This is a genomic window from Carnobacterium sp. FSL W8-0810, from assembly GCF_038007125.1.
In the GTDB taxonomy this organism is placed as follows: Bacteria; Bacillota; Bacilli; order Lactobacillales; family Carnobacteriaceae; genus Carnobacterium_B; species Carnobacterium_B inhibens.
In genome coordinates this window covers 644,308-666,659 of record NZ_JBBOWO010000001.1, presented here as the reverse complement: position 1 = coordinate 666,659, position 22,352 = coordinate 644,308, and the positions used below count along the sequence as shown (strand labels likewise).

The 22,352-nt window shown below is 38.0% G+C and carries 35 protein-coding genes; 1 reads left to right on the top strand and 34 read right to left on the bottom strand.

Annotated elements, in window-relative coordinates:
• Positions 1-17: 17 nt before the first annotated feature.
• From rpsK to rpsL, 33 genes are all read right to left on the bottom strand, one after another.
• On the bottom strand, positions 18-404 hold the full coding sequence (rpsK, locus tag NST49_RS03275; RefSeq protein ID WP_023179536.1) for a 30S ribosomal protein S11: 387 nt from the start codon (positions 402-404) through the stop codon (positions 18-20).
• A gap of 23 nt (positions 405-427) precedes the next feature.
• Positions 428-793, bottom strand: a complete 366-nt coding sequence (gene rpsM / locus NST49_RS03270; protein ID WP_023179538.1) for a 30S ribosomal protein S13 — start codon at positions 791-793, stop codon at positions 428-430.
• A gap of 31 nt (positions 794-824) precedes the next feature.
• Positions 825-938 carry a 50S ribosomal protein L36 gene (gene rpmJ / locus NST49_RS03265; protein WP_007722194.1) on the bottom strand — a complete coding sequence of 38 codons (114 nt, stop codon included), beginning with the start codon at positions 936-938 and terminating at the stop codon, positions 825-827.
• 34 nt (positions 939-972) lie between these two features.
• Positions 973-1,191 (bottom strand): translation initiation factor IF-1, encoded by a 219-nt coding sequence (infA, locus tag NST49_RS03260; RefSeq protein ID WP_013712012.1) that lies wholly within the window; start codon positions 1,189-1,191, stop codon positions 973-975.
• 260 nt (positions 1,192-1,451) lie between these two features.
• Positions 1,452-2,105, bottom strand: a complete 654-nt coding sequence (locus NST49_RS03255) for an adenylate kinase (protein WP_023179540.1) — start codon at positions 2,103-2,105, stop codon at positions 1,452-1,454.
• A gap of 59 nt (positions 2,106-2,164) precedes the next feature.
• Positions 2,165-3,460, bottom strand: coding sequence for a preprotein translocase subunit SecY (secY, locus tag NST49_RS03250; protein WP_023179541.1), 1,296 nt, complete (start codon positions 3,458-3,460; stop codon positions 2,165-2,167).
• Positions 3,460-3,900, bottom strand: a complete 441-nt coding sequence (gene rplO, locus NST49_RS03245; RefSeq protein ID WP_023179543.1) for a 50S ribosomal protein L15 — start codon at positions 3,898-3,900, stop codon at positions 3,460-3,462. Before rplO ends, secY begins: the two co-directional genes overlap by 1 nt.
• 44 nt (positions 3,901-3,944) lie before the next feature.
• The gene (gene rpmD, locus NST49_RS03240; protein WP_023179545.1) at positions 3,945-4,124 is read right to left on the bottom strand and encodes a 50S ribosomal protein L30; all 180 of its coding nucleotides are present in this window, start codon (positions 4,122-4,124) and stop codon (positions 3,945-3,947) included.
• A 15-nt stretch (positions 4,125-4,139) separates the two neighbouring features.
• Complete coding sequence (gene rpsE / locus NST49_RS03235) at positions 4,140-4,640, bottom strand: 30S ribosomal protein S5 (protein ID WP_023179546.1); 501 nt, start codon at positions 4,638-4,640, stop codon at positions 4,140-4,142.
• A gap of 20 nt (positions 4,641-4,660) precedes the next feature.
• Positions 4,661-5,017 (bottom strand): 50S ribosomal protein L18, encoded by a 357-nt coding sequence (rplR, locus tag NST49_RS03230; protein ID WP_023179548.1) that lies wholly within the window; start codon positions 5,015-5,017, stop codon positions 4,661-4,663.
• Positions 5,018-5,065: 48 nt separating this feature from the next.
• A complete protein-coding gene (rplF, locus tag NST49_RS03225) occupies positions 5,066-5,602 on the bottom strand; it encodes a 50S ribosomal protein L6 (RefSeq protein WP_023179549.1) in 537 nt (178 codons plus the stop codon).
• A 31-nt stretch (positions 5,603-5,633) separates the two neighbouring features.
• Positions 5,634-6,032, bottom strand: a complete 399-nt coding sequence (gene rpsH, locus NST49_RS03220) for a 30S ribosomal protein S8 (protein WP_023179551.1) — start codon at positions 6,030-6,032, stop codon at positions 5,634-5,636.
• Between the two features lie 31 nt (positions 6,033-6,063).
• The gene (locus NST49_RS03215) at positions 6,064-6,249 is read right to left on the bottom strand and encodes a type Z 30S ribosomal protein S14 (protein WP_013712021.1); all 186 of its coding nucleotides are present in this window, start codon (positions 6,247-6,249) and stop codon (positions 6,064-6,066) included.
• Between the two features lie 18 nt (positions 6,250-6,267).
• Positions 6,268-6,807: a 50S ribosomal protein L5 gene (rplE, locus tag NST49_RS03210; protein ID WP_023179552.1), complete on the bottom strand. Its 540-nt coding sequence runs from the start codon at positions 6,805-6,807 to the stop codon at positions 6,268-6,270.
• Between the two features lie 26 nt (positions 6,808-6,833).
• The gene (gene rplX / locus NST49_RS03205) at positions 6,834-7,145 is read right to left on the bottom strand and encodes a 50S ribosomal protein L24 (RefSeq protein WP_007725693.1); all 312 of its coding nucleotides are present in this window, start codon (positions 7,143-7,145) and stop codon (positions 6,834-6,836) included.
• Between the two features lie 35 nt (positions 7,146-7,180).
• A complete protein-coding gene (gene rplN, locus NST49_RS03200; protein ID WP_023179554.1) occupies positions 7,181-7,549 on the bottom strand; it encodes a 50S ribosomal protein L14 in 369 nt (122 codons plus the stop codon).
• 49 nt (positions 7,550-7,598) lie between these two features.
• Entirely contained in the window at positions 7,599-7,865 is a 267-nt protein-coding gene (gene rpsQ, locus NST49_RS03195; RefSeq protein ID WP_034537976.1) for a 30S ribosomal protein S17, read from the bottom strand.
• A 27-nt stretch (positions 7,866-7,892) separates the two neighbouring features.
• Entirely contained in the window at positions 7,893-8,087 is a 195-nt protein-coding gene (gene rpmC / locus NST49_RS03190) for a 50S ribosomal protein L29 (RefSeq protein WP_013712026.1), read from the bottom strand.
• Positions 8,077-8,511 (bottom strand): 50S ribosomal protein L16, encoded by a 435-nt coding sequence (gene rplP / locus NST49_RS03185; RefSeq protein ID WP_007725689.1) that lies wholly within the window; start codon positions 8,509-8,511, stop codon positions 8,077-8,079. Before rplP ends, rpmC begins: the two co-directional genes overlap by 11 nt.
• 2 nt (positions 8,512-8,513) lie before the next feature.
• A complete protein-coding gene (gene rpsC / locus NST49_RS03180) occupies positions 8,514-9,170 on the bottom strand; it encodes a 30S ribosomal protein S3 (protein WP_023179557.1) in 657 nt (218 codons plus the stop codon).
• 3 nt (positions 9,171-9,173) lie between these two features.
• Positions 9,174-9,530, bottom strand: a complete 357-nt coding sequence (rplV, locus tag NST49_RS03175; RefSeq protein WP_023179559.1) for a 50S ribosomal protein L22 — start codon at positions 9,528-9,530, stop codon at positions 9,174-9,176.
• Between the two features lie 23 nt (positions 9,531-9,553).
• Positions 9,554-9,832, bottom strand: a complete 279-nt coding sequence (gene rpsS, locus NST49_RS03170) for a 30S ribosomal protein S19 (RefSeq protein WP_023179561.1) — start codon at positions 9,830-9,832, stop codon at positions 9,554-9,556.
• 54 nt (positions 9,833-9,886) lie between these two features.
• Positions 9,887-10,720, bottom strand: a complete 834-nt coding sequence (rplB, locus tag NST49_RS03165) for a 50S ribosomal protein L2 (RefSeq protein WP_023179563.1) — start codon at positions 10,718-10,720, stop codon at positions 9,887-9,889.
• Positions 10,721-10,757: 37 nt separating this feature from the next.
• A complete protein-coding gene (gene rplW / locus NST49_RS03160; protein ID WP_023179565.1) occupies positions 10,758-11,042 on the bottom strand; it encodes a 50S ribosomal protein L23 in 285 nt (94 codons plus the stop codon).
• Positions 11,042-11,665 carry a 50S ribosomal protein L4 gene (rplD, locus tag NST49_RS03155; protein WP_007725670.1) on the bottom strand — a complete coding sequence of 208 codons (624 nt, stop codon included), beginning with the start codon at positions 11,663-11,665 and terminating at the stop codon, positions 11,042-11,044. The genes rplW and rplD overlap by 1 nt, the downstream gene beginning before the upstream one ends.
• Before the next feature lie 25 nt (positions 11,666-11,690).
• Positions 11,691-12,323, bottom strand: coding sequence for a 50S ribosomal protein L3 (gene rplC / locus NST49_RS03150; protein WP_023179567.1), 633 nt, complete (start codon positions 12,321-12,323; stop codon positions 11,691-11,693).
• 38 nt (positions 12,324-12,361) lie between these two features.
• On the bottom strand, positions 12,362-12,670 hold the full coding sequence (rpsJ, locus tag NST49_RS03145) for a 30S ribosomal protein S10 (protein WP_013712034.1): 309 nt from the start codon (positions 12,668-12,670) through the stop codon (positions 12,362-12,364).
• A 400-nt stretch (positions 12,671-13,070) separates the two neighbouring features.
• Positions 13,071-14,093 carry a branched-chain amino acid aminotransferase gene (locus NST49_RS03140; RefSeq protein WP_023179568.1) on the bottom strand — a complete coding sequence of 341 codons (1,023 nt, stop codon included), beginning with the start codon at positions 14,091-14,093 and terminating at the stop codon, positions 13,071-13,073.
• 172 nt (positions 14,094-14,265) lie between these two features.
• Positions 14,266-14,790, bottom strand: a complete 525-nt coding sequence (locus NST49_RS03135; protein ID WP_341046952.1) for a kinase — start codon at positions 14,788-14,790, stop codon at positions 14,266-14,268.
• 391 nt (positions 14,791-15,181) lie between these two features.
• The gene (tuf, locus tag NST49_RS03130; RefSeq protein WP_251165930.1) at positions 15,182-16,372 is read right to left on the bottom strand and encodes an elongation factor Tu; all 1,191 of its coding nucleotides are present in this window, start codon (positions 16,370-16,372) and stop codon (positions 15,182-15,184) included.
• Between the two features lie 139 nt (positions 16,373-16,511).
• On the bottom strand, positions 16,512-18,599 hold the full coding sequence (gene fusA, locus NST49_RS03125) for an elongation factor G (protein ID WP_023179574.1): 2,088 nt from the start codon (positions 18,597-18,599) through the stop codon (positions 16,512-16,514).
• Between the two features lie 104 nt (positions 18,600-18,703).
• On the bottom strand, positions 18,704-19,174 hold the full coding sequence (gene rpsG, locus NST49_RS03120; RefSeq protein WP_013712039.1) for a 30S ribosomal protein S7: 471 nt from the start codon (positions 19,172-19,174) through the stop codon (positions 18,704-18,706).
• A gap of 67 nt (positions 19,175-19,241) precedes the next feature.
• The gene (gene rpsL, locus NST49_RS03115; protein WP_023179576.1) at positions 19,242-19,652 is read right to left on the bottom strand and encodes a 30S ribosomal protein S12; all 411 of its coding nucleotides are present in this window, start codon (positions 19,650-19,652) and stop codon (positions 19,242-19,244) included.
• A 346-nt stretch (positions 19,653-19,998) separates the two neighbouring features.
• On the opposite strand from rpsL, the gene NST49_RS03110 reads away from it, so the two are divergent.
• Entirely contained in the window at positions 19,999-20,751 is a 753-nt protein-coding gene (locus NST49_RS03110) for a prepilin peptidase (protein ID WP_341046948.1), read from the top strand.
• 81 nt (positions 20,752-20,832) lie between these two features.
• On the opposite strand, the gene NST49_RS03105 is transcribed toward NST49_RS03110, so the two are convergent.
• A complete protein-coding gene (locus NST49_RS03105) occupies positions 20,833-22,305 on the bottom strand; it encodes an NAD-dependent succinate-semialdehyde dehydrogenase (protein ID WP_081901374.1) in 1,473 nt (490 codons plus the stop codon).
• Between the last annotated feature and the right edge of the window lie 47 nt (positions 22,306-22,352).

The following is a 22,352-nucleotide window of genomic DNA, read 5'->3' as shown; positions in this document are numbered from 1 at the left end:
AGTGAAGCGGCTCTCAATTAAACACGACGGCGTTTTGGAGGGCGGCATCCATTATGAGGAATTGGAGTTACGTCACGAATTGCTGTAACTTCTAATCCAGTAGCTTGTAAAGAACGAATTGCTGCTTCACGACCAGAACCTGGACCTTTAACTGCAACTTCTACAGTTTTCATTCCGTTTTCCATACTTACTTTAGCGGCTGCTTCAGCTGCCATTTGAGCTGCAAATGGAGTAGATTTTTTTGATCCGCGGAATCCTAAAGATCCTGCTGAAGACCATGAAATCGCATTTCCATGTACATCTGTAATCATTACGATTGTGTTGTTAAAAGTAGAACGAATATGTGCAACTCCGCTTTCTACATTCTTTTTAACACGACGTTTACGTGTAACTTTTTTTGCCATGAGGTTACCTCCTTACTAATGTTTTATTTTTTTCTGCCGGCAATTGATTTAGCTGGGCCTTTACGAGTACGCGCGTTGTTTTTCGTGTTTTGTCCACGAACTGGTAAGCCACGGCGATGACGTATGCCTCGGTATGATCCGATTTCAATCAATCGTTTGATGTCTTGGCTTACTTCACGACGAAGGTCACCTTCAACTTTTAATTTATCAATTGTAGAACGAATAGCGTCTAATTGATCATTTGACAAGTCACGTACACGAATTTCTTCAGATACGCCAGCTTCGTTTAAGACTTTTTGAGCTGTGTTTTTACCGATTCCATATATATAAGTTAGAGAAATTACTACGCGTTTGTCACGCGGAATATCTACACCTGCAATACGAGCCATTAACAATTACACCTCCTGTTTTTTTAAATGATTATCCTTGGCGTTGTTTGTGTTTAGGGTTTTCGCAAATCACCATAACACGTCCTTTACGACGGATAACTTTGCATTTGTCACAAATTTTCTTTACTGATGGTCTTACTTTCATGAACTATACCTCCTATTTTATTGACGGAGTACAATTATTTAAAGCGATAAGTTATGCGACCACGTGATAAATCATACGGTGACAACTCAACTGTTACTTTGTCTCCTGGTAGGATTCTAATGTAGTGCATTCGGATTTTACCTGAAACGTGAGCCAATACAACATGGCCATTTTCAAGTTCGACTTTAAACATTGCATTCGGCAAAGTTTCAACGACTGTTCCTTCAATTTCAATGACATCGTCTTTCGCCACGCCTAGTACCTCCTTAAAATTGTTTCGCATTTGCACGCGATAAACAGTGAGCGCACTTAGCCCTCACCTTCTATTTTTTTAATCTTCTTATAATAACACAATAGTTCAGCATTGAAAAGACAACACCTCGAATATTGTACCACAAATTAAATATAGTGACAAGTAGCCTTGCTCGAATACTGTTTAATCAATTTCAACAGTGATCTTGCTGGCAGTGACTTATATCAAGAATATAATGAAGTCATTGTTGCTCTGTTCATTTACTTAGTGTTTACAAGTATGTTTTGGACATTTTTGAAAACGTCTTTAACATCATCTTCACCATTTACGGTGTGTAACACATTACGTTCTTTATAAAAGTCTAATAGAGGTTCGGTTAACTCTAGGTTAACACTAATACGATTTTCAACAGTTTCTGGTTTATCGTCTTCTCTTTGATAGAATTCATGTCCGCCACATCGATCACAAGTACCTTCAACCACTGGTGGTTTATTGATTTTATGATACGTTGCACCACATGAACGACAGATAATCCGTCCAGTTAAACGTTGCATTAAGATATCTTTGTTAACACTGATGTAAACAACAGCATCTAATTTTTTGTTTAGGTCTTTTAAGATTTCTTCCAAAGCATGCGCTTGGTTAAGCGTTCTAGGAAAACCATCTAATAAGAACCCATCTTCAGTATCTGCTTCAGCTAAACGTTCTTTTACAATCCCGTTGGTTACTTCGTCAGGTACTAAATCGCCTTTATCCATATAAGACTTAGCTTCTAATCCTAAGGCAGTTTCATTTTTGATAGCAGCTCGGAACATATCCCCTGTAGAAATATGTGGCACATGATATGTGTCAACAATTTGTTCAGCTTGCGTTCCTTTCCCTGCACCAGGAAGACCCATTAAAATGAGATTCAAAATATTTTCCTCCTTAAATGTAAGAATGAGTGCCGAGGATAATCCTCAACACTTTCTTCTTATTGTATAAAGCCTTGGTAACTTTTTTTAGACATTTGGCCTTCAAGTTGTCTCATAAGTTCTAGAGCTACACCAACTACGATAAGTAGGCTGGTTCCACCTAGAGAAACAGATTGAGGTAAGTTCCAAACGTTTGACGCAAGTATTGGAAGTATTGCGATAACTCCAAGATAAACAGCTCCGACTGTACTCAAACGCGTTAGCGTTGCTGAGATAAAGTCTTGTGTTGGTTTTCCTGGACGCACACTAGGAATATATCCGCCTTGTTTTTGTAAGTTTTCAGCAACTTTTTCCGGATTCACTTGGATGAATGCGTAGAAATACGTAAAGACTACAATTAAAACAGTATATAATACTGCTCCAATCGGTTCTTGCAAGTTAAAGATCTTATTTAAAATGATAAACCATTGTGCATCTGCATTCGTAGCACTAAAGAATCCTAAGACTGTTTGTGGTGTCATAATAAATGAACTTGCGAAGATAACTGGAATAACACCAGCTGAGTTTACTTTCAAAGGCAAGTGAGTGTCCTGGTTTGAGCCAGCTGAACGTTTTGAGTATTGAACAGGAATTTTTCTTTTTGCATTTTCGACGTAGACGACTGTTACAACAATTGCTACGAAAGCAATCGCAATTAGAAGTGCGAAGAGAAGAGCTTGCGCCATTTCATCTCCAGCATTTCGTATTTGTGAATTGTAAAAATCACTTAAATCAGAAGGTACACGAGCAATGATACCTGAGAAGATAATCATTGAAGTCCCGTTTCCAAATCCCTTAACTGTAATTTGTTCCCCTAGCCACATAACTAACATAGTTCCGGCAGTAAACATGACGGCAATCATAAGATAAGTAGTCGTTCCTGGATTGATAATCAATCCTTGGTTCGTGCCAGCATTAAACCCATAAGAGATACCAATTGCTTGAACAAATGCCAACCCAATTGTTAAGTATCTTGTAACTTGGTTTAATTTTCTGCGGCCTACTTCACCTTGTTTTGCCCATTCAGCAAACTTAGGAATAATGTCCATTTGCAACAGTTGAACAACAATTGAGGCAGTGATATAAGGAGAAACACCGAGTGCAAAAATAGAAAATCTGTCTAATGCTCCCCCACCGATAGTATTCAATAAACTAAACAAAGAACTATTTGAGGATAGTTCTTGTAAAGCTGCCGCATTAACACCAGGAACCGTTATATGAGTTCCTAGTCTAAACACGATTAAAATACCTAAAGTGAAGATAATTCTACTTCGAATGTCCTTTGCTTTAAAGGATTCTATAAGCAGTTTGATCATTAGATCACCTCAACTGAACCGCCAGCAGCTTCAATTGCTTCTTTAGCTGCTTGGGAGAATTTGCTTGCTTGAACAGTAAGTTTACGTTCAACTTGACCATTACCCAAAACTTTAATCCCTGATTTTTCAGATTTGATGACTTTTGTTTCCACCAACAATGCTGGTGTTACTACTGTACCATCTTCGAAACGGTTTAAAGTATCAAGATTTACAATAGCGAATTCTTTGCGGTTAATGTTTGTAAATCCACGTTTTGGTACACGACGGAATAATGGTGTTTGACCACCTTCAAATCCTAAACGTACGCCACCACCTGAACGTGAGTTTTGTCCTTTTTGGCCTCGACCTGATGTTTTACCGTTACCTGATGAAGTCCCACGTCCAACGCGGTTACGCACTTTACGAGATCCTTCTGCGGGTTGTAATTCATGAAGTTTCATATAGATTAGGCACCTCCTTCAATTAAAAGTCTACTTACTTGTTACTATACTTCTTTAACGTCCACTAAATGTGAGATTGTGTTAACCATACCAGTGATTGCTTCATTAGCAGGCTTCACTACAGTGCTGTTGATTTTTCTTAATCCAAGAGCTTTAACTGTATCTTTTTGGTTTTGAGGACGTCCGATAACGCTACGTTTTAAAGTAATTTCTAAATTAGCCATTTCTTAATGTCCTCCTTATCCTATAATTTCTTCTACAGTTTTACCGCGAAGTTTTGCAACATCTTCAACGCGTTTTAACTGTAATAAACCTTCAACAGTAGCACGAATCATATTGATTGGTGTACTTGAACCTAAAGATTTACTTGTTACGTCAGCAACTCCAGCTAATTCCAATATGGCACGTACTGGACCACCAGCAGAAACCCCAGAACCGGCAACAGCAGGTTTGATTAAGATGTTACCGCCGCTGTAGCGACCAATAACTTCGTGAGGAATCGTAGTATCTACCATAGGTACTTCAATAAGATTCTTCTTAGCATCTTCAATTGCTTTGCGGATAGCTTCTGGTACTTCTTGAGCTTTACCAGTACCGAAACCTACGTGTCCGTTTTTATCTCCGACAACAACGATAGCAGCAAAACGTAGACGACGTCCACCTTTAACAACTTTAGTTACGCGATTGATTGAAACGACACGATCTTCTAATTCCAAATGTGTTGGATCGATGTAAACCATGTGTGGTATTCCTCCTTTTTTTAAAATTCTAGTCCATTTTCGCGAGCAGCTTCAGCTAAAGCTTGCACACGGCCATGGTAAAGGTATCCACCACGGTCAAAGACTACTTGTTTGATACCTTTTTCTACAGCACTTTTAGCGATAGCTGAACCAACAGCTGAAGCTTGTGCTACTTTTGTTTCTCCTGAAACTTCTTTGTCTAATGAAGATGCACTTGCTAGCGTTACACCCGCTACGTCATCAATTACTTGAGCGTAGATGTTTTTATTAGAACGGAACACGTTTAAGCGTGGGCACTCTGCAGTACCAGAAATTTTAGAACGTACACGACCATGTCTTTTCAGACGTAGTTTGTTTTTGTCTGGTTTTGTAATCACAATTGTCACCTCTTTAATTTTATGGTTGAAAATTAGGCAGCCAGGCTATTATTTACCTGTTTTACCTTCTTTACGACGTACAACTTCGTCAGAATAACGAATTCCTTTACCTTTATAAGGCTCAGGTGGACGTACGCTACGAATGTTAGCAGCTAAAGCGCCAACTTTCTCTTTGTTCATTCCTTTAACAACTACTTTAGTGTTTGCAGGAACTTCAACGTTAATTCCATCTTCTGGAACAAATTCTACAGGATGAGAGTATCCAACGTTCAATACAAGTTTTTCACCTTGTAATTGAGCACGGTACCCAACACCAACTAATTCTAATGTTTTTTCAAAACCAACAGTTACACCAACAATCATGTTGTTTAAATTAGCACGCATTGTGCCATGTAGTGCACGATTTGTTTTCAAGTCGTTTGGACGAGAAAAGTTAATTTCGTTGCCTTCTACATTCATTGTGATAACTGGGCTGAAAGAACGACTCAATTCACCTTTTGGCCCTTTAACAGTAACGATATCCTCATTACGAGTAACCGTTACGCCTTCAGGGATAGTGATTGTTTTATTACCTATACGGCTCACAGCAATGCACCTCCTTGATTATTCTTACTTATTACCAAACGTAAGCGATTATTTCGCCACCGATATTTTTTGCTCTTGCTTCTTTATCTGTGATGACACCTTCAGAAGTTGATACGATCGCAATACCAAGTCCGTTAAGAACTTTAGGTACTTCGCCAGCTTTAGCGTAAACACGCAAACCTGGTTTAGAGATACGTTTCAATCCTGTGATAACACGTTCGTTGTTTTTTCCGTATTTTAAGAAAACGCGGATAACGCCTTGTTTGTCATCTTCCATGTACTCAACATCTTTAATGAAACCTTCACGTTTCAAAATGTTAGCAATGTCTTTTTTAATTTTTGATGCAGGTGCTTCTAGTTGTTCGTGACGTGCTTGGTTAGCGTTACGTACACGAGTTAGAAAATCTGCAATTGGATCTGTCATGACCATTGAATTTAGCCTCCTTTATGCGAGTATCGTATTACCAGCTTGCTTTTTTCATGCCAGGAATTTGTCCTTTATAGGCAAGTTCACGGACGCAAATACGGCAAAGTTTAAATTTGCGGTAAACTGAGTGTGGACGTCCACAGCGTTCACAACGAGTGTATGCTTGAGTTGAGAATTTAGCAGGGCGTTTGTTTTTAGCAATTTGTGATTTTTTAGCCACGTAGTTCGCCTCCTATTCTTATTTTTGGAATGGCATTCCAAGTTGTGTCAAAAGTTCACGAGATTCTTCATCTGTGTTTGCAGTAGTTACAATAACAATATCCATTCCGCGGACTTTGTCTACTTTATCGTAGTCAACTTCTGGGAAGATTAATTGTTCTTTAACTCCTAAAGTGTAGTTTCCACGTCCGTCAAATGACTTGTTGCTTATACCATGGAAGTCACGTACACGAGGAAGTGAAACAGAAACCAATTTATCTAAGAAATCGTACATTCTGTCTCCACGTAATGTAACTTTAGTACCAATTGGCATACCTTCACGTAAACGGAAGCCAGCAATTGATTTTTTAGCTTTAGTAATTAATGGTTTTTGACCAGAAATCACTGTTAATTCGTCAACAGCTTTATCTAAATTTTTAGCATTTGATACAGCATCACCCACACCCATGTTGATAACGATTTTATCTACTTTAGGAGTTTGCATAATTGATTTGTAACCAAATTTTTCTACCATTGAGGGTGTTACTTCTTGGATATATTTTTCTTTAAGGCGGTTCATGAAGTTCATACCTCCTTCCTTATCTATTATTTATCTAAAACTTCACCGGTTTTTTTAGAAATACGTACTTTCTTACCATCTTCTACTTTAAAGCCAACACGAGTTGGTTCGCCAGTTGAAGCGTCTATTAGCATAACATTTGAAACGTGTATAGGGGCTTCCATTTCAATGATTCCACCTTGTGGATTCGCTGAGTTAGGTTTTTGATGTTTTTTCATAACATTAACGCCTTCTACGATTACACGATCTTTTTTAGGAAAAGCTTTTAATACAACAGCTTCAGTTCCTTTGTCTTTGCCAGTAATAACTTTTACTTTATCACCTGTTTTAATGTACATGTCTTTCACGCACCTCCTTTGTGGATGGTTGATTATTAAAGAACTTCTGGAGCAAGTGAAACGATCTTCATGAAGTTGTTGTCACGCAATTCGCGAGCAACTGGTCCAAAGATACGAGTTCCACGTGGACTCTTATCGTCACGGATAATTACACATGCATTTTCATCAAATTTAATGTATGAACCATCTGAACGGCGAGCTCCTGATTTAGTACGAACGATAACTGCACGAACGACTTCACCTTTTTTGACAACGCCACCTGGTGTTGCTTGTTTTACAGTACAAACAATTACATCACCAATATTAGCAGTTTTACGGCCAGATCCGCCTAATACTTTAATAGTTAAGACTTCACGAGCTCCTGAGTTATCTGCAACTCTCAAACGACTTTCTGTTTGGATCACTGTGGTATCCTCCTTCCAGATTTGGAAACTAAGTTATGTGTTGTAAACCTTAAATAGTAACAGATTCTTCAACAACTTCTACTAAACGGAAATGTTTTGTAGATGATAATGGACGAGTTTCCATAATTTTTACGATATCGCCAATTTTGGCAACATTGTTTTCATCATGTGCTTTATATTTTTTAGAGTATTTAATACGTTTACCATAACGGCTGTGTTTCTTTTGTGTTTCGATTACGACAACAATCGTTTTATCCATTTTGTCTGAAACAACTCGGCCTTGGTAGACTTTACGTTGATTACGTTCTTCACTCATTGTTTGGTGACCTCCTTTGCCAATCAACTATTTTTGTAATTCAGCTTGACGTAACGCAGTTTTAATGCGTGCAATCGATTTGCGAACTTCACTTAAGCGAGCAGTATTTTCTAGTTGGCCAGTAGCTAACTGGAATCTTAGATTGAATAACTCTTCTTTAAATGCTTTTTCTTTTTCAACCATTTCAGCAGTGGTTAACTCTTTAAGTTCATTAGCTTTCATTCGATTCACCACCAATTTCTTTACGTTTTACAATCTTAGTTTTAACAGGTAGTTTATGAGAAGCTAAACGAAGTGCTTCACGAGCTACTTCTTCTGAAACTCCATCAACTTCAAACATGATTTTGCCACGTTTTACTGGTGCAACCCAACCTTCGGGTGCTCCTTTACCAGAACCCATACGAACTCCAATTGCTTTAGACGTATATGATTTATGAGGGAAGATTTTAATCCATACTTTCCCACCACGTTTCATGTAACGTGTCATTGCAATACGAGCTGCTTCAATTTGACGGTTTGTGATCCATTTTGATTCTACGGCTTGTAAACCCCATTCACCAAAAGTTACTTCTTTCCCACCTTTAGCTTCACCGCGCATTTTACCTCTAAATTCACGACGGAATTTTACACGTTTAGGTACTAACATGATTATTTCCCTCCTTTCTCAATGTTCTTTTTTGCAGGAAGAACTTCTCCACGATAGATCCAAACTTTTACGCCTAGTTTACCGTAAGTTGTAGCTGCTTCTTCCCATGCGTAGTCGATATCGGCACGCAATGTATGAAGAGGAACAGTTCCTTCTGAATGTGTTTCGCTACGAGCGATATCTGCACCATTTAAACGGCCAGAAACCATTGTTTTAATACCTTTAGCTCCAGCACGCATTGTGCGTTGGATAGCTTGTTTTTGAGCACGACGGAAAGCAACACGGCTTTCTAGTTGACGAGCAATTCCTTCGCCGACTAATTTAGCATCTAGATCAGGGCGTTTGATTTCCACGATGTTGATGTGAACTCTTTTGCCTGTTAAATCATTTAATTTTTTACGTAATGCGTCAACTTCAGACCCACCTTTACCAATAACCATTCCTGGTTTAGCAGTATGAACTGAAACGTTAACACGGTTAGCAGCGCGTTCAATTTCTACTTTAGAAACAGAAGCTTCACTTAATTTTTTAGCAATATATTCGCGGATAGCGATATCTTCGTGTAAATAGTTTGCGAAATCTTTTTCTGCATACCATTTAGAATCCCAATCGCGGATGATACCTACACGTAAGCCTGTTGGATTAATTTTTTGACCCACAGATTATCCCTCCTTCTTTTCAGATACCACTATTGTAATGTGGCTTGTGCGTTTCAAGATTGGTGCAGCTGATCCTTTTGCACGTGGACGGAAACGTTTCATCGTTGGTCCTTCGTTAACATAAGCTTCGCTTACTACCAAGTTTTCTACGTCTAAATCGTAGTTATGTTCTGCATTAGCAATTGCTGACATCAAAACTTTTTCGATTGCTGGTGAAGCACCACGTGGAGTGAATTTCAAAATTGAAATTGCTTCTCCGATGCTTTTCCCTCTAATAAGATCGACAACTAAACGAACTTTACGAGCTGCAATACGAACAGTTTTAGCAGTTGCTTTAGCTTCTGTAATTTGTTCTGCCATATCGAGTTATCCTCCTCTCAAAATTAACGTTTAGTTTTTTTATCATCCGCAGTGTGACCGCGGTATGTTCTTGTTGGTGCAAATTCACCTAATTTGTGTCCGACCATGTCTTCTTGAATATAAACTGGTACATGCTTGCGTCCATCATAGACTGCGATTGTGTAACCAATGAAACTCGGGAAAATTGTTGAACGACGAGACCAAGTTTTAACGACAGATTTCTTTTCGCTTTCAGCCATTGCATTCATTTTTTTCATTAAGTGTTCATCGACAAAAGGTCCTTTTTTAAGACTACGACCCATGGGTGAACCTCCTTCCATTCTTTAGGAAAGTTGGAAAAACCAACTATCCTAGATTTATTTTGTTTTACGACGACGTGTGATAAATTTATTAGATTGAGCTTTTTTATTACGTGTTTTCAATCCAAGAGCAGGTTTACCCCATGGAGTCATTGGACCAGCATGTCCGATTGGAGCTTTACCTTCACCACCACCGTGTGGGTGATCGTTAGGGTTCATTACAGATCCACGAACAGTTGGGCGTTTGCCTAACCAACGAGAACGTCCGGCTTTACCAATGTTAATCAATTCATGTTGTTCATTACCAACTGAACCGATTGTTGCACGACAAGTTCCTAAAATCAAACGAACTTCACCTGAGTTTAAGCGGATCATTACGTATTTGCCTTCTTTACCTAACACTTGCGCGCTAGTTCCAGCTGAACGAACTAATTGTCCACCTTTACCTGGTTTCATTTCGATGTTGTGGATTACAGTACCAGCAGGAATGTTTTCTAATAGAAGAGCATTACCTGTCTTGATATCAACTGTTTCTCCTGAAATGATTTGTTGTCCTACTTGAATTCCTTTAGGTGCGATGATGTATGTTTTAACACCATCAGTGTATTGTACTAATGCAATGTTTGCTGAACGATTTGGATCGTATTCAACAGTTTTGATAATTCCAACGATACCGTCTTTATTACGTTTAAAGTCGATTACGCGGTAATTACGTTTATGTCCGCCACCACGGTGACGTACCATGATTTTACCAGCATTGTTACGACCGGCTTTTCTTTTGTTTGGTTCTAACAATGTCTTTTCAGGCGTTGTTGAAGTGATTTCTGCGAAATCAGAACCAGTCATATTACGACGGCCGTTTGTGGTAGGTTTGTACTTTTTAATACCCACGTGTTTTCCCTCCCGATGTTTATTTTCAAAGCTTTAATTAAGCTTCGAACAATTCAATTTCTTTTGATTCAGTTGTTAAAGTTACGATTGCTTTACGACGTTTTTTAGTGTATCCAGCATGTTTACCCATACGTTTTAATTTTCCACGTACGTTCATGATGTTAACATTAGAAACTTTTACGTCAAAAATTTCTTCAATCGCTTGTTTTACTTGAGTTTTATTTGCGCGTACATCCACTTCGAAAGTGTATTTTTTGTTATCTTGAGCAGCCATTGCTGCTTCAGTGATAACCGGGCGCAAGATTACGTCACGTACATCCATTATTGAAGAACCTCCTCTAGCTTAGTTAGAGCAGTTTGTGTCAAAATCAATTTTTCATGCGCTACAACATCTAACACAGTAACATTATCAAAAGCTACAACTTTAACTCCTGGAAGGTTACGAGCAGATAATGTTGCGAAATCATTGTCGTTTTCTACTACGATAAACGCTTTAGAATCAACATTTAGATTTTTTAACACTTGTGCAAATTCTTTAGTTTTTGGTGCATCAAAGTTCAATGCGTCAACAACAATTAAATCTCCGCTTATTACTTTAGTAGAAAGAACAGATTTGATTGCTAAGCGACGAACTTTTTTAGGAAGTTTGTAGCTGTATGAACGTGGAGTTGGTCCGAAGACGATTCCACCACCGCGCCATTGTGGAGATCTGATTGACCCTTGACGAGCACGACCAGTTCCTTTTTGAGCCCACGGTTTACGTCCACCACCGCGTACTGCACTGCGGTTTTTTACTGAGTGATTTCCTTGTCTTAATGAAGCACGTTGCATGATGATTGCATCAAATACAACATTTTCGTTTGGTTCGATACCGAAAATAGCGTCGTTTAATGTAACTTCACCATTTTGAGTACCATCTTGTTTATATAAGGCTACGTTTGGCATTCCTTTGTTCCTCCTCTCTTAATTTTTATTTAGCTTGTTGAAAAGCTGATTTAATTTGGATTAAGGATTTTTTAGACCCAGGTACATTCCCTTTGATAAGAAGTACATTTTTTTCAACGTCAACGCGAACAACTTCAAGGTTTTTGATAGTTACGCGATTTCCGCCCATACGACCTGGTAATAATTTGCGTTTGAATACACGGTTAGGATCTACAGGACCCATTGACCCTGGACGACGGTGGTGACGGGATCCGTGGGACATTGGTCCACGACTTTGTCCGTGGCGTTTAATAACACCTTGGAATCCTTTACCTTTGGTAGTCCCCGTTACATTAACGATGTCTCCAGCTTTGAAAGTATCAACTTTCACTTCTTGTCCTACTTCGTATTCTCCAAGCTCAACATCGTCAAATTCACGGATGAAGCGCTTAGGAGTAGCATTTGCTTTTGCTACATGACCCATTGCAGGTTTATTTGACAATACTTCACGTTGTTCTTGGTAACCCAATTGAACTGCTTCGTAACCATCCGTTTCGACTGTTTTAACTTGTAAAACAACGTTTGGAGTTGCTTCGATTACAGTTACTGGAATTAATTCACCAGATTCAGTGAAGACTTGTGTCATTCCTACTTTTTTTCCTAAGATTCCTTTGGTCATGAGTACACCTCCATTATATTATTTTTTTTAATTAAAAATTAAAGCTTGATTTCGATATCTACGCCAGATGGTAGATCTAATTTTGTTAAAGCATCAACAGTTTTAGATGTTGGATTAACAATATCAATCACACGTTTGTGTGTAAGCATTTCAAATTGTTCACGAGAATCTTTATATTTGTGAGTCGCACGAATCACAGTGTAAAGAGTTCTTTCTGTTGGCAATGGAATTGGACCAGATACACTAGCACCAGTTCTTTTTGCTGTTTCTACAATTTTTTCCGCTGATTGATCTAAGATACGATGTTCATATGCTTTTAAGCGGATACGAATCTTTTGTTTTGCCATTATTTTCCCTCCTTCGCCTATTTTTATAAATTAGACATTGCTCCACGAAAATTTCCGTCACACGCGCCGTGACAAAGCGGCCGGGTGTGTCGCGACCTCTCGTTTCATAGCCGTTGGGTTTCTTTCGAATACCCCAGTACGATTTCACTTATGAAATCAGCACCTTTTCAATTATATAAAAAATGACTTTATTAATCAAGCTTTTTTTAATTGTTTATTGAATTAATTTATTCCTGCTAAAACTATTTTCGATTTATTTTTTATCTAATAACTTAAAAAAGCTAAGTTAGGAATACATCAACGTTTCCCATCTTAGCTTATTTTATATTGTTTGTCTATTTATTTGTTTGACTATTTTTATTTCTTTTATTTTCTTGATTCTTCTATAACTATATTGTTCCTAAACTTTTTCAATCCATCCTTCAGGCGCTTCTACATCACCATACTGAATGCCCGTCAATTCCTCATATAACTTTTTAGTTACTGGTCCCGTTTCTGTTTCACTATAGAAGACATGGAAATCATCTTTGTATTGGATTCCTCCAATAGGCGAAATCACGGCTGCCGTTCCGCATGCTCCCGCTTCTTCAAATTCATCCAACTGTTCAATAAAGACGTCGCCTTCCACCACTTCAAGTCCCAAACGTTCTTTTGCAAGGTAAAGCAAAGAATATTTTGTGATACTTGGTAAGATAGATGGTGAAACTGGTGTCACAAATTTATTGTCTTTCGTGATGCCAAAGAAATTCGCTGATCCTACTTCTTCTATTTTAGTATGGGTTGTTGGATCTAAATAAATGGCATCACTAAAATTACGTTTATGGGCTTCTACTCCTGGAAGTAAACTACCACCATAATTTCCTCCAACTTTCGCTGCTCCCGTTCCATTACCAGCAGCTCTATCATAATCCGAAACAATAAAGTTCGTTGGGGTCAATCCGCCTTTAAAGTAAGCTCCTACTGGCATACAAAAAATAGAGAATAAATACTCTTCAGCTGGTTTTACACCAATATTATCTCCAACACCGATCATATACGGACGAAGATATAAAGATCCTCCTGTACCATATGGCGGAATATAGTGTTCATTTGCTTTTACTACTTTTTTAACGGCTTCAATAAATACATCTGTCGGTACAGCAGGCATCATTAGACGTCTGCAGCTGCGTTGCATCCGTTCAGCGTTTTGATCTGGCCGAAAAAGATTGATTGACCCATCTTTTGTTCGGTAAGCTTTCATTCCTTCAAAAACAGTTTGTCCATAGTGTAAGGCTGTTGATCCTTCACTGATATGAACTTTATTATCTTCTGATAAAGTTCCATCATCCCATTGTCCATCTTTCCAATAAGAAATATAACGGTAATCGGTTTTTATGTAGCTAAAACCTAAGTTATTCCATTCTATATCTACTGTCTTTGTCATTCCATCACTCCTTATCACTAGTGCTATTTAGTGTAACACAACAATGATAAAATTATGAGAAGTTTCTTACTTTTATGCAAATAATTTCTGTTTACTTTTATAATTCCTATCGCTATTGCTATTCAAACTTTTCTTTTTTATATAGCACAGAGTAACATTTTCTAAAGTAGGATTATTCATTAAAGTGTAGCCTAGTTTTTTCTACTCCTATATCATTCAATATATTCCTCACAACTTCTTCTTGCAAAGTGTCTTTCGTAATAATTTTTTCATTTGGAACTCCTAAATAATCTTTTTCATTCCACCAACTTCGCATTTCACTTTCTCCGAATTCGTTTACTTTTCCTCTTTTTTTATGTCTGTTGAGCGTTTCTTCAAAAGGTACGTCAAAATAGTAAGTATAAACGTTTTGTTCAAAAGTATTGATTAAATCTAACAACATATTTTTATATCTTTTATTGATCAAAATTCCCTCTACAATTATAAAAGGACATTTCCCTAACCCAAACTCAGCAATTTGTTTGCTCAATGCTATAGATAGATTTCCTTCCCTGTCGTTGACTTTAAGCATGTCCCGCCTAACCACATCTTGAGACACAACTAAAGTAGCTTCTCCTAACATTTCTTGCAGCTTTAAAGCAGTTGTTGTTTTGCCACTTCCAGAGTTGCCACGTAAAACAATTTGTTTTGAATCCATATTTACAACTCCTAGTTCGTTTTGACTGTTCTGCTATTCTTACCTATTATACTATATATATGAAGCAATCTTTCTTTATTAATAGATACATATCTATAGAAAATTTAAAACTTTTTTTAAGAACTTTTAATTCATCACATCATACTATTTATCAAATAGCCAAAATATTTCTTCTTACGGTGTTTTCGATTTATTCACGAAATAGATCATTTCACTTTTACGTTAACCTCCGTTTTAAGTCCTTCTTTGTGGGGAAAATTATTTATAAAGTACGCTATTTAACAAAAAGACCAAATAAAAAAACCCTGTCGCAATGACAGGGTTTTTTTCTCGGATGATCACGCTCTATACCAGATAGAGTCAATTTTTAACGTTTTATTTTAAGAGTTGATTAAGCTTCGATTGAAGCAACAACGCCGGCTCCAACAGTACGTCCACCTTCACGGATAGTGAATTTAGTACCTGCATCGATAGCGATAGGTGCGATCAATTCAACGTTAATTGTAACGTTGTCTCCTGGCATAACCATTTCAGTACCTTCTGGTAACTCAACAACACCAGTTACGTCAGTAGTACGGAAGTAAAATTGCGGGCGGTAGTTAGCGAAGAATGGAGTATGACGTCCACCTTCTTCTTTAGATAAAATATAAACTTCACCTGAGAATTTTGTATGTGGAGTAATTGAACCTGGTTTAGCTAAAACTTGTCCACGTTGGATGTCTTCACGAGCAACCCCACGTAATAATGCACCAATGTTGTCCCCTGCTTGAGCAAAGTCTAACAATTTACGGAACATTTCAACACCAGTAACAGTTGATTTAGTAGTAGCTTCATGAATTCCGATGATTTCTACTTCTTCACCGACTTTAATTTGTCCAGTTTCTACACGTCCTGTAGCAACTGTTCCACGTCCAGTGATTGAGAATACATCCTCAACTGGCATCATGAATGGTTTGTCAGTATCACGTTCTGGAGTTGGGATGTAAGAATCTACAGCATCCATCAATTCCATGATTTTATCTTCGAATTCTTCAACGCCTTCAAGAGCTTTAAGAGCTGAACCAGCAACAACTGGAGTGTCGTCTCCTGGGAAGTCATATTCTGACAATAAGTCACGAACTTCCATTTCAACTAATTCTAATAATTCTTCATCATCAACTTGGTCAACTTTGTTTAAGAAAACAACGATGTATGGAACACCAACTTGGCGAGACAATAGAATGTGTTCACGAGTTTGTGGCATTGGACCATCAGCAGCAGATACTACTAAGATAGCTCCATCCATTTGTGCAGCACCAGTGATCATGTTTTTAACATAGTCAGCATGGCCTGGGCAGTCTACGTGAGCGTAGTGACGAGTTTCAGTTTCGTATTCAACGTGAGAAGTGTTGATCGTGATTCCACGTTCGCGTTCTTCAGGAGCTCCATCGATTGAAGCGTAGTCAGTTGCAGTACTTTTGAAACCTCTTTTAGCTAATACAGTAGTGATTGCAGCAGTTAATGTTGTTTTACCATGGTCAACGTGTCCAATAGTACCAATGTTAACGTGCGTTTTTGAGCGATCGTATTTTTCTTTTGCCATTTTATTAATATCCTCCTCATAGTGAGTTCTTTTTTTATTGATAAGAATAGAGCATTTTGCTCCATCCTCATCATTTGTAAAAATTATAACGATTATCTGTTAGAAAATCAATACTTAACGATCGGACAACAAACTAAGATTAGTCAGCTGATCCGCCATTTTTCTTGATAATTTCTTCAGAGATAGATTTTGGAACATCTTCATAATGATCAAATGTCATTGAGAAGGTACCGCGACCTTGTGTTGCTGAACGTAATGCAGTTGCATAACCGAACATTTCAGCCAATGGAATCATACCTTTAACGATAGTAGTATTTCCACGAGCTTCAGAACCTTCGATACGTCCACGACGAGCTGAGATGTGTCCCATTACGTCTCCTAAATAATCTTCAGGAATTGTAATTTCAACACCCATCATAGGCTCTAAGATAACTGGATTTGCTTTTTTAGCAGCATTTTTCAATGCCATTGAAGCAGCAACTTTAAAGGCAGTTTCATTTGAATCGACATCATGGTATGAACCATCATAAAGTTTTGCTTTAATATCAACTAATGGATATCCAGCAAGAACTCCGTTGTCTAATGAAGCTTCCAAACCAGCTTTAACTGCTGGGATATATTCACGAGGAACAGTACCACCAACGATTGCATCTTCAAAATCAAAACCTTTTCCTTCTTCATTAGGAGAGAATTCGATCCATACGTGACCGTATTGACCTTTACCACCTGATTGACGAACGAATTTACCTTCTGCTTGAGTAGAACCACGGAATGTTTCACGATAAGAAACTTGTGGAGCACCAACACTAGCTTCAACATTGAATTCACGTCTCATACGGTCAACAATGATGTCCAAGTGTAACTCACCCATACCAGCGATAATTGTTTCGCCAGTTTCGTGGTCAGTTTCAGCACGGAAAGTTGGATCTTCTTCAGCAAGTTTTTGTAACGCAACACCCATTTTATCTTGGTCAGCTTTTGATTTTGGTTCAATAGCTACTTGGATAACTGGTTCTGGAAAGTCCATTGATTCTAAGATCACTTGTACTTTTTCATCACACAAAGTATCACCAGTAGTTGTATTTTTCAATCCAACAGCTGCTGCAATATCTCCAGCAAATACTTCAGGAATTTCGCTACGAGAGTTCGCATGCATTTGTAAGATACGTCCTACACGTTCACGTTTACCTTTAGTAGAGTTTTGGACATAAGATCCAGCTTGTAACGTACCAGAATAAACACGGAAGAAAGTTAAACGACCTACATACGGGTCAGTCATAACTTTAAATGCCAATGCTGAGAATGGTTCGTTGTCATCAGCATGACGTTCTACAGTTTCTTCAGAATCTGGTAAGATTCCTTGGATTGCAGGTACATCAAGTGGTGACGGTAGGTAGTCAACGACTGCATCAAGCATTAATTGAACACCTTTGTTTTTAAATGCTGAACCACATAGAACTGGATAGAATTCAACGTTAACTGTTGCAGTACGGATAGCTTTTTTCAATTCAGCTTCAGAAATTTCTTCACCTTCAAGATATTTCTCCATCAAAGCTTCATCTGTATCTGCTACTGCTTCAACTAATTTTGTACGCCATTCTTCTGCTAATTCTACGTATTCTTCAGGAATGTCTTCCTCACGGATATCTGTTCCTAAGTCATTTGTATACATTTCAGCTTTCATCTTGATCAAGTCAATGATACCTGTGAAGTTATCTTCAGCACCAATTGGCAATTGAATCGGATGAGCGTTTGCTTGTAAACGATCATGAATAGTACCTACAGAGTATAAGAAATCTGCACCAGTTTTGTCCATTTTGTTTACGAATACAATACGGGGCACACCGTAAGTTGTTGCTTGACGCCAAACCGTTTCAGTTTGAGGCTCAACACCTGATTGTGCATCAAGTAAAGCAACCGCACCATCTAATACACGTAGAGAACGTTCAACTTCAACAGTGAAGTCAACGTGACCAGGAGTATCGATAATGTTTACACGGTGATTATTCCAAGCAGCTGTTGTTGCAGCTGATGTAATTGTAATACCACGTTCTTGTTCTTGTTCCATCCAGTCCATTTGTGAAGCACCCTCATGGGTTTCACCAATTTTATGGATTTTACCAGTATAATACAGAACACGTTCAGTTGTTGTTGTTTTACCAGCATCAATATGAGCCATGATTCCAATATTACGGGTATTGTGTAGAGAAAATTCTCTTTCTGCCATCTTGCAATAACACCTCTCTTAATTTAATTTGAACTAAGAAACTTCAATTCTTCCTTTAAAGGCTAAGGTGCACATGTGCACCAAAGCCTCCTCTAGAAAAAATCTTACCAACGGTAATGAGCGAAAGCTTTATTCGCTTCAGCCATTTTATGAGTGTCTTCACGTTTTTTAACTGCTGCTCCAGTATTGTTAGCAGCATCCATGATTTCTTTAGCAAGACGTTGTTCCATAGTATCTTCTCCGCGTAAACGAGAGTAGCTTACTAACCAACGAAGAGCAAGAGCCGTACGACGTTCTGGACGAACTTCGATCGGAACTTGGTAGTTAGAACCCCCAACACGGCGAGCTTTAACTTCAAGAACAGGCATGATATTTTTCATTGCTTGTTCAAATACTTCAATAGGTTCGTTGCCAGTTTGTTCTTTAATCATGTCAAATGCATTATAAAGAATTGTAGCAGCTTTCCCACGTTTTCCGTCAACCATAATACGGTTGATCAAACGAGTAACAAGTTTAGAATTATAAAGTGGATCAGGTAAAACATCACGTTTAGTAATAGGACCTTTACGAGGCATCCAAATTCCTCCTTTCGATAATAGTTATCTTTTAGACTAATTTTTTTGTTTTAATTAAGCGCTAAGCTTATTTAGGTTTTTTAGTACCGTATTTAGAACGGCTTTGTTTACGATCTGCAACACCGGCAGTATCAAGCGCTCCACGAACGATGTGGTAACGAACTCCGGGTAGATCCTTCACTCGTCCTCCACGTAAAAGAACCACACTATGTTCTTGCAAGTTGTGACCTTCACCTGGGATATAAGCAGTTACTTCAATTAAGTTAGACAAACGAACACGTGCATATTTACGTAACGCTGAGTTAGGTTTTTTAGGAGTCATAGTTCCCACACGAGTACAAACACCACGTTTTTGAGGTGAGTTTACTGTTGTTTGTTTTTTTCTTTTACTGTTGTAACCTCTGTTTAAAGCTGGAGATTCAGATTTTTCTATTTTTGATTTACGAGGTTTACGTACTAATTGATTAATAGTAGGCATCGATTGTTTCCTCCTTCCCTATGTTATCATTCTAGTCCACACATCCAGGCGGTTCTTTTTTCAGCAAAAAAATAAGTGCTGCAAAATTGCAACCAACCGTTCAGTATAGTTTTAAGGCCAATGTACCAGTCAGCACGACTGATAGACAGGAATCTGCGTACAAAAGCACCTTTTGAATCATAACATGGTCTAATATTATTGTCAACAAGTTGCGTTGAAAAAAATGCTAAAAGTCTTTTATACTTTTGCACTTTTACTAGTATACTCCATCTCTTTAATTTTTTAAAGCATTCTGGACTAAATAGCAGATATTTATTAGTAAGTCGTTTTTATGAGGTGAATGAAGTTGCTAACTAGTGTATTTATATTGTTGATTTGGCTTACAGGCTGTTGTCTAGGTTCATTTTTGATGGTGGTTGGATTAAGAGTTCCTATTCATCAATCCATTGTTTTGCCACGTTCTTACTGCCCAAATTGTCACCAAACACTTCATTTTTTTGAGTTGCTGCCTGTAGTTTCTTATCTTTTTCAAAAAGGGCGCTGCCGCAATTGTCACCAACCCATTTCTATCCTTCATCTATTAACAGAATCATTAATGGGGTTTATGTTCCTTTTTATCTTTTATACTTATTATTTAAATCCAATTGAAGGATTGTTCCTTATAGGATTAGCTTCTTTTAGTCTGGTATTTACTATTTCAGACATTTACTACCAACTTTTACCTAATTACTTAATGAGTCTTTTCTTATTATGGGTAATTGCAGGGCAATTCTTTCTTCATTCTCAGCAATTTTATACCTATTTGCTATGCGGATTGGGATTTTTCATCTTCTTTTATCTACTTTATCAATTCTATCCTATAGGCGGTGGCGATGTTAAGTTATTAGGTATTATCGGCTTGCTTCTTGGATATCCTTTAACCTTGACGGCAATTATGATCGCTTGTTTTTCGGCATTACTGATTCATTTACCTTTAGTACTCAGCAAGAAAATCACTTCTAAGCATCACATACCATTTGCTCCTTTTATCTTTTTCGGTACCTTTTCTGCTTATTTCTTGCAAGAGATTCTTTCCGATTGGTGGTTATTTCTTTCTTAATAGATTATAACCGTGTGACTTCTTACATACACTACCTAAAAAAATGAGAAGCTTGGTTTCCAAGCTCCTCATTTCCTTGTACTATTCAGGATATTTTGTATGAACAAATTTAATTTCTAGATACTCTTCTATTCCGTAACTGCCGTTCTCACGTCCAACACCTGAGTGTTTTACGCCGCCAAATGGTGCTTCAGAAGTAGAAATAGCTGTATTATTGATGCCTACAAGGCCGTACTCTAATGCATCACTAACTACTTCAGCGCGTCTTAGATCTTTTGTAAAGAAATAAGATGCTAAACCGAAATGTGTATCATTTGCCATTTTAATGACTTCGTCTTCCTCTTCGAAATCAATTAATGGAATGACTGGACCAAACGTTTCTTCATAAAAGATATCCATCTCTGTAGTGACGGCATCTAAAATAGTGGGTGCATAAAAATATCCGTTAGCATAATCTCCTTCAGTTAAAGGACCTCCGCCAGCGAGCACCTTAGCCCCTTTAGCTTTCGCATCATCTACTTGTGCTTGGACCGTTTCAACGGCTTCGCCATTAATTAGCGGTCCTGCCATTACATCGTCTAGGCCATTTCCAACCGTTACTTTTTCAACAGCCGCTGACAACTGTTCAACAAATTCTTGTTTGATAGCTTTGCTGACAAAAATACGATTAGGTGAAGTACAAGCTTGTCCATTATTTCTAAATTTCATCGCCACAAGCGTTTCAACCGCATCTTCAATATCTGCATCTTCAAATACGATAAATGGAGCATGCCCACCTAATTCAAAAGAAATCTTTTTCATTGTTTGGGCAGATTGTTCATACAACATTTTTCCAACTTCAGTAGAGCCTGTAAATGTTAATTTTCGAACATCGTTGCTGTCTGTTAACGTCTTCCCAATTTTACTTGATGGTCCCACAATAAGATTGGCGACTCCAGCCGGAAGTCCCACTTCATGGAAGATCTCAAAAATCGCAATTGCTGACAAGGGTGTACTGCTTGCAGGTTTTAAAATCACCGTACAGCCTGCTGCGATAGCCGGAGCAATTTTCCGAACGATCATATTAGAAGGAAAGTTCCAAGGAGTGATTGCTCCAACTACTCCGACGGGTTGTTTCTTCACTTCGTATTTATGATTATTAGGAGCAGGAATCGTTTCTCCATAAATACGTCTTGCTTCTTCCGCACTCCAATGTAAGTTTTGACTATCAGTAAGGATTTCTGCCCTTGATTCTTTTAATGGTTTCCCTTGTTCTAATGTCATAATTAATGCCAATTGTTCTGTTTTTTCTTCAATTTTATCTGCAATAGCATGGATCAATTTGACTCGTTCAGCTAATTCCATACCTGACCATTTAGGAAAAGCTTCTTTAGCTGCTTGGATGGCATGCTGTGTTTCTTCTTCTCCACCTTGAGAGACTTTAATCAACTCTTCTTTAGTCGCTGGATTATGGACAGCCTTTTTTTCTAGTGATCCTTCTACCCATTGACCGTTGATGTAAAGTCCTGTTTGAATTTTTGGTAATTTTTCTCGTGTTTTTACCACTAAAATCACTCCTTCAAATTTTGGTGTCTGTTTTCTTTTTCCTCTTCCACCTTAAC

Coding starts and splice junctions, on each gene's coding strand:
- rpsE (WP_023179546.1), bottom strand. CDS start 4,640: ATGGTTTACATCGATCCAACACATTTGGAATTAGAAGATCGTGTCGTT.
- rpsJ (WP_013712034.1), bottom strand. CDS start 12,670: ATGGCAAAACAAAAGATTCGTATCCGCTTAAAAGCATATGAACATCGT.
- rplC (WP_023179567.1), bottom strand. CDS start 12,323: ATGACCAAAGGAATCTTAGGAAAAAAAGTAGGAATGACACAAGTCTTC.
- rplP (WP_007725689.1), bottom strand. CDS start 8,511: ATGTTAGTACCTAAACGTGTAAAATTCCGTCGTGAATTTAGAGGTAAA.
- rpsS (WP_023179561.1), bottom strand. CDS start 9,832: ATGGGTCGTAGTCTTAAAAAAGGACCTTTTGTCGATGAACACTTAATG.
- NST49_RS03135 (WP_341046952.1), bottom strand. CDS start 14,790: ATGGATTCAAAACAAATTGTTTTACGTGGCAACTCTGGAAGTGGCAAA.
- rpmC (WP_013712026.1), bottom strand. CDS start 8,087: ATGAAAGCTAATGAACTTAAAGAGTTAACCACTGCTGAAATGGTTGAA.
- rplE (WP_023179552.1), bottom strand. CDS start 6,807: ATGAACCGCCTTAAAGAAAAATATATCCAAGAAGTAACACCCTCAATG.
- rpmJ (WP_007722194.1), bottom strand. CDS start 938: ATGAAAGTAAGACCATCAGTAAAGAAAATTTGTGACAAATGCAAAGTT.
- tuf (WP_251165930.1), bottom strand. CDS start 16,372: ATGGCAAAAGAAAAATACGATCGCTCAAAAACGCACGTTAACATTGGT.
- rpsQ (WP_034537976.1), bottom strand. CDS start 7,865: ATGAGTGAAGAACGTAATCAACGTAAAGTCTACCAAGGCCGAGTTGTT.
- rpsG (WP_013712039.1), bottom strand. CDS start 19,174: ATGCCTCGTAAAGGTCCTATTACTAAACGTGATGTTTTACCTGATCCA.
- rplD (WP_007725670.1), bottom strand. CDS start 11,665: ATGCCAAACGTAGCCTTATATAAACAAGATGGTACTCAAAATGGTGAA.
- NST49_RS03140 (WP_023179568.1), bottom strand. CDS start 14,093: ATGACAAAGACAGTAGATATAGAATGGAATAACTTAGGTTTTAGCTAC.
- rplX (WP_007725693.1), bottom strand. CDS start 7,145: ATGTACATTAAAACAGGTGATAAAGTAAAAGTTATTACTGGCAAAGAC.
- rplV (WP_023179559.1), bottom strand. CDS start 9,530: ATGGCAGAACAAATTACAGAAGCTAAAGCAACTGCTAAAACTGTTCGT.
- rplO (WP_023179543.1), bottom strand. CDS start 3,900: ATGAAACTTCATGAATTACAACCCGCAGAAGGATCTCGTAAAGTGCGT.
- rpmD (WP_023179545.1), bottom strand. CDS start 4,124: ATGGCTAATTTAGAAATTACTTTAAAACGTAGCGTTATCGGACGTCCT.
- rpsK (WP_023179536.1), bottom strand. CDS start 404: ATGGCAAAAAAAGTTACACGTAAACGTCGTGTTAAAAAGAATGTAGAA.
- rpsH (WP_023179551.1), bottom strand. CDS start 6,032: ATGGTCATGACAGATCCAATTGCAGATTTTCTAACTCGTGTACGTAAC.
- rplW (WP_023179565.1), bottom strand. CDS start 11,042: ATGGATGTACGTGACGTAATCTTGCGCCCGGTTATCACTGAAGCAGCA.
- rpsM (WP_023179538.1), bottom strand. CDS start 793: ATGGCTCGTATTGCAGGTGTAGATATTCCGCGTGACAAACGCGTAGTA.
- fusA (WP_023179574.1), bottom strand. CDS start 18,599: ATGGCAGAAAGAGAATTTTCTCTACACAATACCCGTAATATTGGAATC.
- rpsL (WP_023179576.1), bottom strand. CDS start 19,652: ATGCCTACTATTAATCAATTAGTACGTAAACCTCGTAAATCAAAAATA.
- secY (WP_023179541.1), bottom strand. CDS start 3,460: ATGATCAAACTGCTTATAGAATCCTTTAAAGCAAAGGACATTCGAAGT.